Origin of the sequence: Polaromonas aquatica, assembly GCF_050626995.1 — a bacterium.
Classification (GTDB): domain Bacteria; phylum Pseudomonadota; class Gammaproteobacteria; order Burkholderiales; family Burkholderiaceae_C; genus Polaromonas; species Polaromonas aquatica_A.
The window spans coordinates 3886223-3900064 of sequence record NZ_CP192467.1 but is presented as its reverse complement, the minus strand read 5'-3'; the positions used below and the strand labels follow the sequence as shown (position 1 = coordinate 3900064).

The window sequence follows — 13842 nt, the reverse complement described above, 5'->3', positions numbered from 1 at the left end:
TTACATTCGTGCGGGAAAATCGCCGCCGGCCTGTTCGGAGGGTTCGGAATCGCCGTCCTCAGCGGACTGTGGAGGGGCCTCGGCCAAGGCCGCCGCGGGCTCCGGCATGTCGGCCGCTTCGGCCGTGTCTGGGGTGTCGGCCGAATCGCCCGGTTTTCCGGTGATATCTTCAATGGCAACGGCATCCCGCAGGGCAAGCTCCAGCCCATCCAGTTGCGGCGCGCCATCGGCCAGTCCGGCCATGCCGAATTCGATTTGCTCGAGCATTGCGTCCGGCGTGGAGGCATTGCGGTCCATCACCGGAAGCTGGTCCAGCGACTCCACACCCAGATCATCAAGGAATTGCCGGGTGGTCGCATACAGCGCGGGCCGTCCCACAGTCTCCCTATGGCCGATGACCTCCACCCAGCCGCGGTCCTCGAGCTGCTTGAGAATCATGCTATTGATCGTCACACCGCGGATGTCTTCCATGTCGCCGCGCGTCACGGGCTGGCGGTAGGCAATGATGGCCAGTGTCTCCAGCGTCGCACGGCTGTAGCGCGGGGGTTTCTCGGGGTGCAAGCGGTCCAGGTATTCGCGCATCTGGGGCCGGCTTTGAAAGCGCCAGCCCGTCGCGACGTGCACCAGTTCAACGCCGCGGCCCGACCAGTCGTTCTGCAATTCTTCAAGCACCAGCTTGAGGCTGTCGGCTGTGAGTACCCCGTTGAACAGGACACCCATTTCACGCAAAGGCAGCGGTTGCTGCGCGCAAATAAGTGCTGTCTCGAGGACGCGCTTTGCATCCGTCGTATTCATGATTGTGGTCGTTCCGAAAAAGGGCGGAAAAAATGGCCGGGAAAACGTGGTTCGGCGCTAGTTCGCGCATGCATCCATGCGCAATCTCCTGTCAGGAGCCATGGAGCAGGTAGCTGGGAACTACTGAATTTCATTGTATATCAGCCCCAAACCCGCAACGGCGGCCTGGAGGTCGTCGGGAAGCCCGGATTTGAACTCCATGGCCTCGCCGGTCACAGGGTGCTCAAAGGCGAGTCGACAGGCGTGAAGGCCCTGGCGCACCAGTCCCGCCGCGGGGGCCCCGCCATAGAGCTCATCGGACACTAAGGGATGCCCAAGAAACGCCATGTGGACCCGGATCTGGTGGGTGCGCCCCGTGTGCAGCTTGCATTTCACCAGGCAGTGCTTGCCGGCGGTTTGCAGCAGCGAGACCACGGTGGAAGCCGTCTTGCCGGCGTTTTTCTCCAGGTCCACCACTGCCATACGCAGCCGGTTGCGCGGGTCGCGGCCTATGGGGGCGTCGACCTGGCGGGTCTTCGCGCCCTGCCAGGCGCCGTGGACCAGGGCCACATACTCCCGGCTCACGTCGCGGGCGGCGATCAAGCAGACCAACTGGTCCATCACGGTGCGCTGGCGGGCGACCACCATCAGGCCGCTGGTGTCCTTGTCGAGGCGATGAACGATTCCGGCGCGCGGCAGGAACACGGCTTGGGGATCATGCGCCAGCAGGCCGTTGAGCAGGGTCCCGCTCCAATTGCCGGGGGCCGGGTGTACCACCAGCCCCGCCGGCTTGTTGATCACCATCAGGTATGCGTCTTCAAACACGATGTCCAGCGCCATCGCCTCAGGCTTGAAAGCCTGGCTTTGCGGCGTAGGACGCAATTCAATTGCTAGTTCATCCCCGACCTTGACTTTCGTGGATGTCTTGGTGACTGCAAGGTCCCCAAGTTTCACCATGCCAGACTCGATCAGATGTTGAAGATAGGTGCGCGAGAACTCGGGCACAATGACGGCCAAAGTGCGATCAAGTCGGCCACCATGGCTCTCAGGCGGTACGGTTACTTGCCGCAATTCCATTTCGCCGGTGGTGTCCCCCTCCTCTTGAGCCTCATCCGGCACGCCGCTGGGCGCAGCAGCGCCCGATATAATCAATTTGCTTTGTTCTGAATCAGTCATCAAGAAGGTCGATTGCAATGTTTTCCACCAAATTATCGGTTGTTCCCAATGCAATGCCACTTTTTGCAGCCGTTTGTGCACTGTCCTTCGTGATCGCCGGTTGCTCCAGCACACCCGCCCCCGACAAGACCGCCACCTGGAGTCCCAACAAGATTTACGCCGAGGCTAAGGATGAGGCGAATTCGGGTGCCTACGACAAGGCAATCCCTCTGTACGAGAAACTGGAAGGCCGTGCCGCGGGCACTCCGCTCGCCCAGCAGGCACAGCTGGAAAAAGCCTATACCCAATACAAGAGTGGCGAACAAGTCCAGGCCATTGCGACACTGGACAGATTTATGAGACTGCATCCGGCCAGCCCTGCCATGGACTATGCGCTATACCTTAAAGGTTTGGCGAACTTCAATGACAACCTCGGTATTTTCGGATTTATCTCACGCCAGGATTTATCCGAACGGGACCAGAAGGCAGCCAAGGAATCGTTCGAGTCATTCAGGGACCTCGTGACACGCTTTCCGGAATCAAAGTACACGCCTGATGCCAAACTGCGGATGAGCTACATCGTGAATTCCTTGGCGCAGTCCGAAGTACATGTGGCCCGCTACTACTATTCGCGCGGTGCCTATGTGGCTGCCATCAATCGGGCACAAAGTGCAATTGCTGACTATCGCGACGTTCCCGCGCTTGAAGAGGCTACCTATATTCTTTACAAGTCGTACGATGCATTGGGTATGGTTCAGTTGCGTGACGACACCCGCCGCATTCTGGAAAACAGCTACCCGCAAAGCCAGTACTTGAGCAAAGGCTTCAAGTCGGGAGACAGTCCCTGGTACAAGTTCTGGTGAGTGCCTGGAGCCGGTCGAGCAATTCTTCCTCGGAGGCCAACCGTTGCATGGGCGGAAGCGCCTTCAACAAGCGCTTCCCGTAGCCCATGGTCGCGAGGCGGCTGTCGCATACCACCAAAATACCCTGGTCACTTTCGCGGCGTATCAGTCGGCCCGCCCCCTGCTTGAGCGCGACTGCCGCTTCGGGCAGGAAATAGTCGTTAAAAGCGCTACGTCCTTGGGATTCCAGCAGTTTTGAGCGCGCCTCTGCCAATGGGTCGTTGGGAGGCGGGAAAGGCAGCTTGTCAATCACAACCAGTTGAAGGGCGTCGCCTGGCACATCAATCCCCTCCCAGAAAGACGCCGAAGCCACCAACACGCATCCCTTGCCACCACTGGAGTTTCCTTCCCGAAAACGTTCAATCAGCAGCCGCTTCGGCATGGCGCCCTGCACCAATACTTCCATGTCGGAGAAATCCCGGAAAGCGTCCCTGAGCGCATCACCGATCGTCCGCAAGGCTCGCAAAGTGGTAGTCAGCACCATGGTGCGGCCGCCCAGGTGCCGCGACCACCTTGCAGCGGATTGGGCCACCTTCATGGTATGGGAAGGATCTCCTGGCTTGGGGAAAGTACCTGGCACATACAGCGCCGCCTGACGCTCGTAGTCAAAAGGGCTTCCCACCCGCAGAACCTTGGCCTCCTCCAGCCCGCAAGGCTGGGTAAACCAGCTGAGCCGGTCATCATCACCCAGGGTGGCTGAAGTGAAAATCCAGGACTTTTCCGTACCAGTTGAAGCGGCCAGCATCTTGCTTTTTACCGCCTTCGAAATATCCAGCGGCGATTCGATCAATCGCAACTGGGTTCCCACATCGACCCAGCGAACGCAGCCAGGTTCGCAGCTCTGGATGAAGCGCCGGGCACGTTCGCCCAGTTCACTGGTGCGCTCAAAGAGGCGGACAAAATCAGGAGCGATTTCACTAACCGTATTCAGGGCGGCACATGCCTTCTCGCAGGATGCGTGAACGGCTTGCAAGGCACCATTCCACTCCGCCGCCTCCAGCCCTTCAGGGCATTCACCGACCCACCGCAGCTTGGTTCCAGGATACTGCTTACCTGCACACAGGCGCATTTCGCGCGCGGCGTGCTCGACGGCGGACGCCACTTCCTGCCAATCCACCAACCCGCGGGCAAGCTGCAAGCCTGTAGCCAGCATATCCCTTGCAACATCCAGTAGCTGGCCCGTGGTCAGGTTCGTTCCCAAGAACTGGACGCCGGTCTCATTGAGTTGATGCGCCTCGTCAAATATGGCGATCCGTACTGACGGCAGCAGTTCCGCAACTCCCGACTCACGAACAGCCAGATCGGCAAAGAAGAGGTGGTGATTGATCACCACGACATCTGCCGCCATGGCCTCCCTTCGGGCAAGATTCACATGGCATGCCCGAAAACGCGGGCATGTCGAGCCCAGGCAGTTTTCACGCGTAGAAGTGACAAGGGGAATCATGGGAGAACGCTCGTCTAGCCCAGGGAGTTCCGCCAGATCCCCGGTTCGCGTCCTCCGGGACCATTCTTCAATTTTGGCAAGAGAGCGGAGAGAAACGCCATCAGGCATATGCACCTCTTGCCTGGCCATTTCCATGCGATGCAGACACAGATAACTGGACCGGCCCTTGAGCAGTGCTGTGCTGACCGGAAGTCCAAGCGCTTCGATCAGGCGAGGTAAATCGCGGCCAAAAAGCTGGTCTTGCAAAGCCTTCGTCGCGGTAGACAACAAAACGCGCTCACCGCTCAGCAGCGCAGGTACCAGGTAGGAAAAGGTCTTTCCCACACCAGTGCTGGCTTCGACCACCAAGGGGTATGCCCCTTCTATGGCGCTCACAACAGCCATGGCCATTTCGGTCTGCCCGCTGCGAGGCACAAAATGCTCCGCAGCTCGGGACAACACACCTCCCGGCGCAAAGGCTTCGCCTACTTCAAGCGCAAGAGTCATCAGGCAGGCTCTGGCGGATCCAGGGACAACTCAAGCTGCGCGATCTGGTCACGAAGCTGCAGGCGCCGCTTTTTGAGGCGTCTGAGCAACAACTCATCAATAGGAAAGGCGTGCGCCGTCATATCCACCAAAGCATTCAGGTCAGCGTGCTCCATCTTCAATTCGATCAGCTGCCGTTCCGGGGAGTGTAAATTTAAGTCCAAGGTTTTTTATCCGTACGCGCTGCTTCGCTTGATAATACGTCGATTGCGACCATAAATCGAGCCTTGCGCTTGAACGACCACACAATGTCCAAAGGTTATCGAATCACAGCATCTACCGGTATCCACAAAGGAGATCGGGACTATCAGCAGGACCAAGTCAACCTGTTCAGTCACTCACGCATTCCCGGCTGCATGCTGGGCATCGTGGCTGATGGCATGGGCGGACGTAGTGGTGGGCGCAAGGCTTCCGATCAAGTCATGCTGACGGCCAAGCAGCTTTTTGAACGGTATGCGCCTGAGACGGATGACGCTCCCTCGATGCTCAAACAGATCATTGAAGAAGCCCATATCGTGATCAAGCTCACTGCGATTTCAGCCGAACAGGAGCCCCACAGCACGCTGGCGGCATTCCTGATCAATCCAGGCGGCGATTGCCATTGGGTACATACCGGTGACTCCAGAATCTACCATTACCAAGGCAGCAAGCTGGTGCACAGAACGGTAGACCACTCCTATGTGCAAACGCTGGTTGAAAAGGGCGAAATCACCGAGGACGAAGCCAATGTCCACCCCCAGTCCAACATCCTGATGGGCTGCCTCGGCACCGAAGAGGCGCCGCCCATCACCCATCACTTCATCCCCCAGTTGCGTCCGGAAGACGTGCTGCTGGCCTGCAGCGACGGGGTGTGGCACTACTTCAGCGCCAGCGAAATGGGCTCCGCCCTGTCCATGTTGTCTCCGCGGGAAGCCACTGAATTCCTTATCCAGAAAGCGCGTTCCCGCGCACGGGGCGGCGGCGACAACCTCTCGCTGGTGATCGTCAAGCTCGAGCCATTAGCCCCTGAGCCCCCTGCCCGCCTAATTGGGTAAAGGCAGGGACTTGGCCGGTGGCTTGGTCTGCTTCAGCCGGTCGCGTTCATGTTGCGCCTTGCGCTCCTGCGCTTCCTTTTCGCGGTCACTGAATTTTTTGGCTTCGGCAGCCTCTGCGGCCTGCTTGTCGGCCCTGCCCCGGGACTTTTCCTGGCTTCCCCTTAACTTGGCGGCGCTGGCAGCGCTGTTGCCCTGCTCACCGGCTTTGGCAGCAGCGCGGTCCTCGTTCTTTTTCTTCTCCCGCTCCAGGCGCGATTGATAGTCCGCCGCGGCTTTGGCCCTTTGCTCTGCGGCTTCCTGCTGCTTCTCAGGGGAGGACTTTTCTTCGGTCTTGCGGATCTGCTCGGCGCCCCGAATGAGGCGTTCTTCATCATTGAGCAGGATTTCCTGCCGGCGCAGGTCGCCCATCATCTCGCGCCGTCGCTCGTTGACCTTGCCGAGGCAGCTGTTGACGGCGAATTTTTTATAACATTCGGCATCCTCGGCCAGGAAACCCGCTTCGAGCCGCGCGCGATCTGCGTTGACCCTGGCGCGCTCGGCATCAATGCGGTGCTGTGCTTCGGTCGGCGCGACCGGCGACACTGAAGGTTGCGCACCCACAAGCATGCCCAGAGTGGCGATAAAGCATGCGATGGCGATTTTTTTCATGTGAGGGTCGTGTCCACGTTTCGGCGTTCAAGTGCTAGGAATTCCTTTGACTGCATTTCGTTGAGCCGCGAAACGGTGCGTGGGAATTCGTGCACCAGGGGCCCCTCGGTATACAACGCCTCGGGCGGCACCTCCGCCGACATGATCAGCTTTACCCGCCTGTCATACAACACATCCACCAGCCAGGTGAAGCGCCGGGCTTCGGAGGCCATGCGCACCGGCATATAAGGTACATCGCTTAGCAGCACGGTATGGAACTGCGTGGCAATCTCAAGGTAGTCATTCTGTGAACGGGGCCCGCCGCACAGGGTCTTGAAGTCAAACCACACCACGCCGCCCGCCTTGCGCCTGGCCTGGATCTGCCTGGACTCAATCTGCAGCACCGGACTCTCATCTTGGGACTCTGCCAGCGCGTTAAAAGTTTCCCTCATTTCGGCATCGGCCTGCGGACCTAGTGGGGTGTGGTAGAGCCTGGCTTGCTCCAGCGTACGACCACGGTAATCGGTACCGTTGTCCACGCTGATGACCTCGAGGTTCTCCTTGAGAAGCTCAATCGCAGGAAGCACGCGGTCACGATGCATGCCATTGGGGTACAACCCATCCGGATGAAAGTTAGAAGTCGTGACAAAACCGACGCCGTTCTCGAACAAGGCCGACAGCAGACGATGAAGAATCATGGCGTCAGTAATGTCAGCGACGTGGAACTCGTCAAAACAAATCAACCGGTAGCGTTTTGCCATGCGCTTGCCCAACTCATCGAGCGGGTTCGCCATCCCCTGCAAGTCCTGCAGTTCCCTGTGCACTTCGCGCATGAACTCGTGAAAGTGCAGCCGGACTTTTCGGCGCAGCGGAACCGCGCCGAAAAAGCAATCCATCAAGAAGCTTTTGCCGCGCCCAACGCCGCCGTACATGTACACGCCACGCGGAATGTCGGGTCGATTGATGAGCTTCTTGAAGGCGTTGGAGCGCTGCTCCTTGAAGTCGGCCCATTCAGAGGCGCAGCGCTCCAGCGCCTCGACGGCGCGTAGCTGCGCGGGGTCGCTTTGATAACCCCGCGCCGCCAGTTCAGCGTCGTACGCTGCGCGTACCGGTTGAGTCACCGACTCCGTGCCCGCTGGATCAGAAGTTCAGCGTGCGCTTGTCCACTGCCAGCGCAGCTTCCTTGGTCGCTTCGCTCAGCGACGGGTGAGCGTGGCAGATGCGCGCGATGTCCTCGCTGCTGGCGCGGAACTCCATGGCCACGACGCACTCGGCGATCAGTTCACTGGCCATAGGGCCAACAATGTGCACGCCCAGAATCTCATCCGTGGCCGCATCGGCCAGCATTTTCACCATACCGGTGGTGTCGCCCAGCGCCCGCGCACGGCCGTTTGCCATGAACGGGAAGGTGCCGGCCTTGTAGGCACGGCCGGCCGTCTTGAGCTGCTCTTCCGTCTGGCCGACCCACGCGATCTCGGGATTGGTGTAGATGACCCAGGGAATGGTATTGAAGTTGACGTGGCCGTGCTGCCCGGCAATACGCTCGGCAACCGCAACGCCCTCTTCCTCGGCCTTGTGCGCCAGCATGGGGCCGCGCACCACATCGCCGATGGCCCAGACATTGGGCAAGCTGGTTTTGCATTCCTCATCCACCACCACAGCCCCGCGCTCATCGAGCTTCAGGCCCACAGCTTCGGGGTTAAGGCCGTTGGTATTCGCCACCCGTCCAATGGAAATGATCAGCTTGTCCACCTCCAGGGTCTGGGCCTCGCCCTTGGCATCCGTGTAGGCGACACTCACGCCCTTCTTGCTGTTCTTGATCTCGCCGACCTTCACGCCGAGCGCGATTTTCAGGCCTTGCTTGTCGAATGCCTTCTTGGCTTCTTTTGCGATCTGCTGGTCGACTGCACCCAGGAAGGTCGGCAGGCCTTCGAGCACCGTCACGTCAGCACCCAGCCGCCGCCAGACCGAGCCCATTTCCAGGCCAATCACGCCGGAGCCGATCAGGCCCAACTTCTTGGGCACAGCGCCTATGCGCAGCGCACCGTCATTGGAAAGGATGTTTTCCTCGTCAAACGGTACACCGGGTAGTGCGCGGGCGTTGGAACCCGTGGCCACGATGATGTGTTTGCCGGAAATGGTTTCTTCGGCGGTGCCGGCGACCTTCACCTCATAGAGCCCGTCTTTGGCAGCCACAAATGAGCCACGGCCGTGAAAGAAGGTGACCTTGTTTTTCTTGAACAGGTAAACGATGCCATCGTTGTTCTGCTTGACGACGGTGTCCTTGCGGCCCAGCATCTTCGCGACGTCAAGGCCCAGACCCTTGACCTCGATACCATGGTCGGCAAAGTGGTGGCTGGCATGATCAAAATGCTCGGATGATTGCAGTAGCGCCTTGGAGGGAATGCAGCCGACGTTGGTGCAGGTGCCACCCAGGGCCGGGCCGCCCTTGGCGTTTTTCCATTCGTCAATACAGGCGACGTTAAAACCCAATTGGGCCGCGCGAATGGCGGCAATGTAGCCGCCGGGGCCACCGCCGATGACGATGACGTCGAATTGTTTAGACATGTTTTCTATTCCTTCTTGAGTTCAAACGCCCCCGCGTGGAGGACGATTCCAAATACACCGGTGCTCGCCAGCAGGCTTTCCTGCTGAGGGCCATCGCGGCCAATTTTCACGGTCGTGCCGGGCGCGGTCTTGCAGACGAACATGCGGCGGGCGTCGAGGCATTCAATCCCACCGGCGGCATGTAGCGCCGTCCAACCAAGGCCCTCGTACTCCGCCACGAGAAAGCGGCGCAGGGTGACGGCTTCGGCGGGGACCCGCACATCGGCAATGGTCCAGCGAACCAGGTCCGATCGGTATTCTTCAAGCAGCTTCCCGGGGTCGGCATCAGGCGCTTTTGCCAGCACCACCCTGGATCCGGCCTGCGCAATGCCGAGCCACTCCAGCCCATAATGACCGCTCCAGTTGTCGCCAACCGGCGCCGCAGCCGCAGCCAAGCCGACACCCAAGGTGCAGGCCAGGCAGGCGACGAGGCAGCGCATCGACAGTCTTAGATATCAAACAGCAGGCGAGCCGGGTCTTCCAGCGCTTCCTTCATTGCCACCAGTCCCAGCACAGCTTCACGGCCGTCCACGATGCGGTGGTCATAGCTCATGGCGAGGTAGTTCATCGGGCGCACCACAATCTGGCCGTTTTCGACGACGGCGCGGTCTTTGGTAGCGTGTACGCCAAGAATCGCGGATTGCGGTGGGTTGATGATGGGGGTGGACAGCATGGAGCCGAACACGCCGCCATTGGAGATCGAGAACGTACCGCCAGACATTTCTTCAATGCCCAGCTTGCCGTCGCGCGCCTTTGCGCCGTACTCGGCAATCTTCTTTTCGATATCGGCAAAGCTCATCTGGTCTGCATTGCGCAGGATGGGCACCACCAGGCCGCGCGGCGAGCCCACGGCGATGCCGATGTCGAAATAGCCGTGGTAGACGATGTCATTGCCGTCGACCGAGGCGTTCAGCACAGGGTATTTCTTCAACGCATGCACAGCCGCTTTGACGAAGAAGCTCATGAAGCCGATCTTCACGCCGTGTTCTTTTTCGAACTTTTCCTGGAAGCGCTTGCGCATTTCCATGACGGGCGCCATGTTCACTTCATTGAAGGTGGTCAGGATGGCATTGGTGGCCTGCGATTGCAGCAGGCGCTCGGCGATACGCGCGCGCAGGCGGCTCATGGGTACGCGCTGCTCAGGACGCTCGCCCAGGTCGGCGGGCTTGGTCGAGGCCGCGACCTGCGGCAGAGCTGTGGTCGGCGCGCCCGTGGGGATGGCGGCAGCGGCCGGCTTGGCGGCTCCTGCAGCAGTCGCGCCAAGGACGTCGCCCTTGGTGACGCGGCCGTCCTTGCCGGTGCCTGGGACGGAGCCGGCGGCCAGGTTGTTGTCGGCCATCAGTTTGGCGGCGGCGGGCATGGGAACTCCGGCCATGGAGCCACCCACAGCAGCGGGTGCGGCAGCTGGAGCCGAAGTTGCCACGGCAGCCGGTGCAGCTGCGGCAGCGGCCGCAGGCGCGGCGGCGCCTGCCTTGCCTTCGGTGTCAATGCGCGCGATCACCTGGTCGGACACCACAGTGCCGCCGTCGGCAACCACCAGCTCGGTCAGCACACCGGCCGAAGGTGCCGGCACTTCAAGCACCACCTTGTCGGTTTCAATCTCAATCAGGATTTCATCGACGGCGATTGCTTCACCGATTTTTTTCTTCCACTGGAGCATGGTGGCCTCAGCCACGGATTCGGATAGCTGGGGTACTTTGACTTCTACGATAGCCATGTTGATTCTTTCGTGTGCGTTCTTGTGTTTTGTATATTGAAGAGGCCGGCCTTACTTGGACAGCACAAAGCCTTTGAGTTTGCCAAACGCGCCATCCACCAGCGCCTTTTGCTGCTCCTGGTGCAGGTGTGAATAGCCCACAGCGGGAGACGCCGAAGCGGCACGCCCCGAGTAACCCAGCTTCTGGCCTTCGAGCATGTTTTCGTGGATGTAGTGCTGCACGAAGAACCAGGCGCCCTGGTTTTGTGGCTCGTCCTGGCACCACACAATGTCGGTGGCATTCGGGTAACGTCTCAGCTCGGTCGCAAAAGCCTTGTGCGGGAACGGATAGAGCTGCTCAACACGCAGGATGACGGTGTCGTCCGCGCCCTTTTCTTCGCGCTTTTTGGCCAGGTCGTAGTACACCTTGCCCGAACAGGCGATGATGCGCTTGACCTTATCGGCCTTCTTGTTGATCTCTTCCTTGTTCTCCGGAATGATGGTCTGGAAACCACCCTTGGTGAACTCGGACAACGGCGATGTGGCGTCCTTGTTGCGCAGCAGCGACTTGGGCGTCATGATGATCAGCGGCTTGCGCAGGTTGCGCACCATCTGGCGGCGCAACACATGGAAGATCTGGCTGGCCGTGGTGGGTTGCACCACCTGCATGTTGGTGTCGGCCGACAGCTGCATGAAACGCTCCAGGCGCGCAGAGCTGTGCTCTGGACCCTGGCCTTCGTAGCCGTGCGGCAGCATCAGCGTGATGCCGTTGACACGGCCCCACTTCACTTCGCCCGAGGCGATGAACTGGTCGATCACCACTTGCGCCCCGTTGGCAAAGTCGCCGAACTGGGCTTCCCAGATCACCAGGGTGTTGGGGTCGTTGGAGGCGTAGCCGTACTCAAACGCCAGCACCGCCTCTTCGGACAGGATGGAGTCAATGACGACAAACGGAGCCTGGTTGTCGGCCACGTTTTGCAGGGGCACGTAGGTGCCGGTGTCGAACTTCTCGCGGTTCTGGTCGTGAATCACGGCGTGGCGGTGCGTGAAGGTGCCGCGGCCGCAGTCTTCACCGGACAGGCGCACCGGGTAGCCGCTGGCGACCAGGGAGGCGAATGCCATATGCTCACCCATGCCCCAGTCCACAGGGATATCGCCGCGGCCCATGGCTGCGCGGTCGTCATACACCTTCTTGACGAGCTGATGCGGGGTAACCGTAGCGGGAATGGCCGTGATCTTGTCGGCCAGGCGCTTCCACTCGGCCATCGGGATGGCGGTGTCGCCGGCATCGGTCCATTTCTTGCCCAGGTAAGGCACCCAGTCGACTGCGTACTTGCTCTTGAAGTTGGTGAGAACCGGATCAAACGTGCTCTTGCCGGCATCCAGCGCGGCGCGCGTGGCTTTGACCATGTCGTCGCCCAGCGTATCGCCCATGCCTTGAGCCGCGAGCTTGTCGGCGTAGAGGCGGCGCGTGCCGGGGTGTTGTGCGATCTTCTTGTACATCAGCGGCTGGGTCAGCGCGGGCGTGTCCTGCTCGTTATGGCCCAGTTTGCGGAAGCAGATGATGTCAACCACGACGTCTTTCTGGAACTCCATGCGGAACTCGAGCGCGAGCTGGGTGGCCAGCACGACAGCTTCCGGATCGTCTCCATTGACGTGCAGTACCGGTGCTTCGATCATCTTGACGACGTCCGAGCAATACAGCGTCGAACGGCTGTCGCGCGGGTCGCTGGTGGTGAAGCCGATCTGGTTGTTGATCACGATGTGGACCGTGCCGCCGGTGAAATAACCACGGGTTTCGGCCAATGCCAGCGTTTCCATCACAACGCCCTGCCCTGCGAAGGCGGCGTCGCCGTGCACCAGCACTGGCAGCACCTGCAGGCCCTTGGGGTCGGCGCGGCGGTCCATGCGGGCGCGCACCGAACCTTCGACCACTGGGTTGACGATTTCGAGGTGCGACGGGTTGAAGGCCAGCGTCAGGTGAACAGGACCGCCAGGGGTTGTCACGTCAGAGCTGAAGCCCTGGTGGTATTTGACGTCGCCGCTGGGCAGGTCTTCGGGCGCGGTGTGGTCGAACTCGGCGAACAGGTCGGCCGGAACCTTACCGAGGGAGTTGACCAGCACGTTCAGGCGGCCGCGATGGGCCATGCCGATCACAATTTCCTGCACACCCTTGATGCCGCCCTGCTGGATCAGCTCGTCCATGCAGGCGATGAAGCTTTCGCCACCTTCGAGCGAGAAACGCTTCTGGCCGACGTATTTGGTGTGGAGGAAGCGCTCCAGGCCTTCGGCGGCCGTCAGGCGATCCAGGATGTGGAGTTTCTTTTCCTTGCTGAGAGTGGGTTTGCTGCGAATTGATTCGAGCTTTTGCTGCCACCAGCGCTTGTGATTCTGGTCGGTCGCGTACATGTATTCAGCGCCGATGGTGCCGCAATAGGTTTCGCGCAGCGCGTTCATGAGCTCGCGCAGGCTCATGGTGTCTTTGCCGAAGAACGTGTTGCTGGTGTTGAACACGGTTTCCTGGTCGGCGTCGCTGAAGCCGTAGAACGATGGCTCCAGTTCGGGAATCTTGTCGCGCTCGGCGCGCTTGAGCGGGTCCAGGTCGGCCCAGCGTGCGCCGACGTTGCGGTAGGCGGCAATCAACTGCTGGACGGCGGTGCGCTTGCGGCCCATTTCGGAGTCGGCGCCACTGGCGACGACAACTTTGGTCTGGCCTTGTTTGGCACGCTCGGCGAAAGCATTGACGACCGGCAGATGCGGAACGTCCTTGGCATTGGTGCCGTCTACGGCGGGAACGTGCTGGAGTGCGTCGAAATACTCGCGCCAGTTGTCCGGCACGCTGCCAGGGTTGGCGAGGTAGTTTTCGTACATCTCCTCGACATAGGGCGCATTGCCGCCGAAGAGATAGGTGTTGCCTTGATAGGCTGAATAGACGGACGATGCCGCCGGGTTGGAACTCATATCCGCTGACCTCCGTTTCCCTTGGGGAAACATTAGCTGGTTAAAGCTTGTTAATTAACCTTCCGCAACACGGCTGGACCGATTAGCGGATGCGACTGTGGCAGGAAGGGCCTTCAG

12 protein-coding genes are annotated in these 13842 nt (G+C 60.2%); 2 read left to right on the top strand and 10 right to left on the bottom strand.

From position 1 onward, the window contains the following. Nucleotides 1–795, bottom strand: coding sequence for an SMC-Scp complex subunit ScpB (gene scpB, locus ACQ4MS_RS18630; protein WP_431096115.1), 795 nt, complete (start codon nucleotides 793–795; stop codon nucleotides 1–3). A gap of 120 nt (nucleotides 796–915) precedes the next feature. Beyond that, entirely contained in the window at nucleotides 916–1950 is a 1035-nt protein-coding gene (locus ACQ4MS_RS18625) for an RluA family pseudouridine synthase (protein ID WP_431099623.1), read from the bottom strand. 17 nt (nucleotides 1951–1967) lie between these two features. Between ACQ4MS_RS18625 and ACQ4MS_RS18620 the strand changes: the two genes are divergently transcribed. After that, complete coding sequence (locus ACQ4MS_RS18620) at nucleotides 1968–2792, top strand: outer membrane protein assembly factor BamD (RefSeq protein ID WP_431096113.1); 825 nt, start codon at nucleotides 1968–1970, stop codon at nucleotides 2790–2792. Here the strand turns inward: ACQ4MS_RS18620 and ACQ4MS_RS18615 are convergent. Further along, the gene (locus tag ACQ4MS_RS18615; protein WP_431096112.1) at nucleotides 2755–4761 is read right to left on the bottom strand and encodes an ATP-dependent DNA helicase; all 2007 of its coding nucleotides are present in this window, start codon (nucleotides 4759–4761) and stop codon (nucleotides 2755–2757) included. The two genes, ACQ4MS_RS18620 and ACQ4MS_RS18615, sit on opposite strands and share 38 nt — an antisense overlap. After that, nucleotides 4761–4964 (bottom strand): DUF465 domain-containing protein, encoded by a 204-nt coding sequence (locus tag ACQ4MS_RS18610; RefSeq protein ID WP_348043740.1) that lies wholly within the window; start codon nucleotides 4962–4964, stop codon nucleotides 4761–4763. The genes ACQ4MS_RS18615 and ACQ4MS_RS18610 overlap by 1 nt, the downstream gene beginning before the upstream one ends. Before the next feature lie 84 nt (nucleotides 4965–5048). On the opposite strand from ACQ4MS_RS18610, the gene ACQ4MS_RS18605 reads away from it, so the two are divergent. Further along, nucleotides 5049–5834, top strand: a complete 786-nt coding sequence (locus ACQ4MS_RS18605; protein WP_431099622.1) for a PP2C family protein-serine/threonine phosphatase — start codon at nucleotides 5049–5051, stop codon at nucleotides 5832–5834. Here ACQ4MS_RS18605 and ACQ4MS_RS18600 read toward each other — a convergent pair. From ACQ4MS_RS18600 to ACQ4MS_RS18575, 6 genes are read right to left on the bottom strand one after another with little or no spacing between them, the layout of a single operon-like run. Further along, the gene (locus ACQ4MS_RS18600) at nucleotides 5823–6482 is read right to left on the bottom strand and encodes a hypothetical protein (protein ID WP_431096111.1); all 660 of its coding nucleotides are present in this window, start codon (nucleotides 6480–6482) and stop codon (nucleotides 5823–5825) included. The two genes, ACQ4MS_RS18605 and ACQ4MS_RS18600, sit on opposite strands and share 12 nt — an antisense overlap. Continuing rightward, nucleotides 6479–7582, bottom strand: coding sequence for a cell division protein ZapE (gene zapE, locus ACQ4MS_RS18595; RefSeq protein WP_431096109.1), 1104 nt, complete (start codon nucleotides 7580–7582; stop codon nucleotides 6479–6481). The genes ACQ4MS_RS18600 and zapE overlap by 4 nt, the downstream gene beginning before the upstream one ends. Before the next feature lie 19 nt (nucleotides 7583–7601). Beyond that, a complete protein-coding gene (gene lpdA, locus ACQ4MS_RS18590; RefSeq protein ID WP_431096107.1) occupies nucleotides 7602–9029 on the bottom strand; it encodes a dihydrolipoyl dehydrogenase in 1428 nt (475 codons plus the stop codon). Between the two features lie 5 nt (nucleotides 9030–9034). Then, a complete protein-coding gene (locus tag ACQ4MS_RS18585; protein WP_431096106.1) occupies nucleotides 9035–9508 on the bottom strand; it encodes a hypothetical protein in 474 nt (157 codons plus the stop codon). A gap of 8 nt (nucleotides 9509–9516) precedes the next feature. Continuing rightward, nucleotides 9517–10785 (bottom strand): 2-oxoglutarate dehydrogenase complex dihydrolipoyllysine-residue succinyltransferase, encoded by a 1269-nt coding sequence (gene odhB / locus ACQ4MS_RS18580; protein ID WP_431096105.1) that lies wholly within the window; start codon nucleotides 10783–10785, stop codon nucleotides 9517–9519. Nucleotides 10786–10836: 51 nt separating this feature from the next. Then, entirely contained in the window at nucleotides 10837–13725 is a 2889-nt protein-coding gene (locus tag ACQ4MS_RS18575; protein ID WP_431096104.1) for a 2-oxoglutarate dehydrogenase E1 component, read from the bottom strand. Nucleotides 13726–13842: the final 117 nt, after the last annotated feature.

Coding starts and splice junctions, on each gene's coding strand:
- scpB (WP_431096115.1), bottom strand. CDS start 795: ATGAATACGACGGATGCAAAGCGCGTCCTCGAGACAGCACTTATTTGC.
- ACQ4MS_RS18625 (WP_431099623.1), bottom strand. CDS start 1,950: ATGACTGATTCAGAACAAAGCAAATTGATTATATCGGGCGCTGCTGCG.
- ACQ4MS_RS18620 (WP_431096113.1), top strand. CDS start 1,968: ATGTTTTCCACCAAATTATCGGTTGTTCCCAATGCAATGCCACTTTTT.
- ACQ4MS_RS18615 (WP_431096112.1), bottom strand. CDS start 4,761: ATGACTCTTGCGCTTGAAGTAGGCGAAGCCTTTGCGCCGGGAGGTGTG.
- ACQ4MS_RS18605 (WP_431099622.1), top strand. CDS start 5,049: ATGTCCAAAGGTTATCGAATCACAGCATCTACCGGTATCCACAAAGGA.
- ACQ4MS_RS18600 (WP_431096111.1), bottom strand. CDS start 6,482: ATGAAAAAAATCGCCATCGCATGCTTTATCGCCACTCTGGGCATGCTT.
- lpdA (WP_431096107.1), bottom strand. CDS start 9,029: ATGTCTAAACAATTCGACGTCATCGTCATCGGCGGTGGCCCCGGCGGC.
- ACQ4MS_RS18585 (WP_431096106.1), bottom strand. CDS start 9,508: ATGCGCTGCCTCGTCGCCTGCCTGGCCTGCACCTTGGGTGTCGGCTTG.
- odhB (WP_431096105.1), bottom strand. CDS start 10,785: ATGGCTATCGTAGAAGTCAAAGTACCCCAGCTATCCGAATCCGTGGCT.
- ACQ4MS_RS18575 (WP_431096104.1), bottom strand. CDS start 13,725: ATGAGTTCCAACCCGGCGGCATCGTCCGTCTATTCAGCCTATCAAGGC.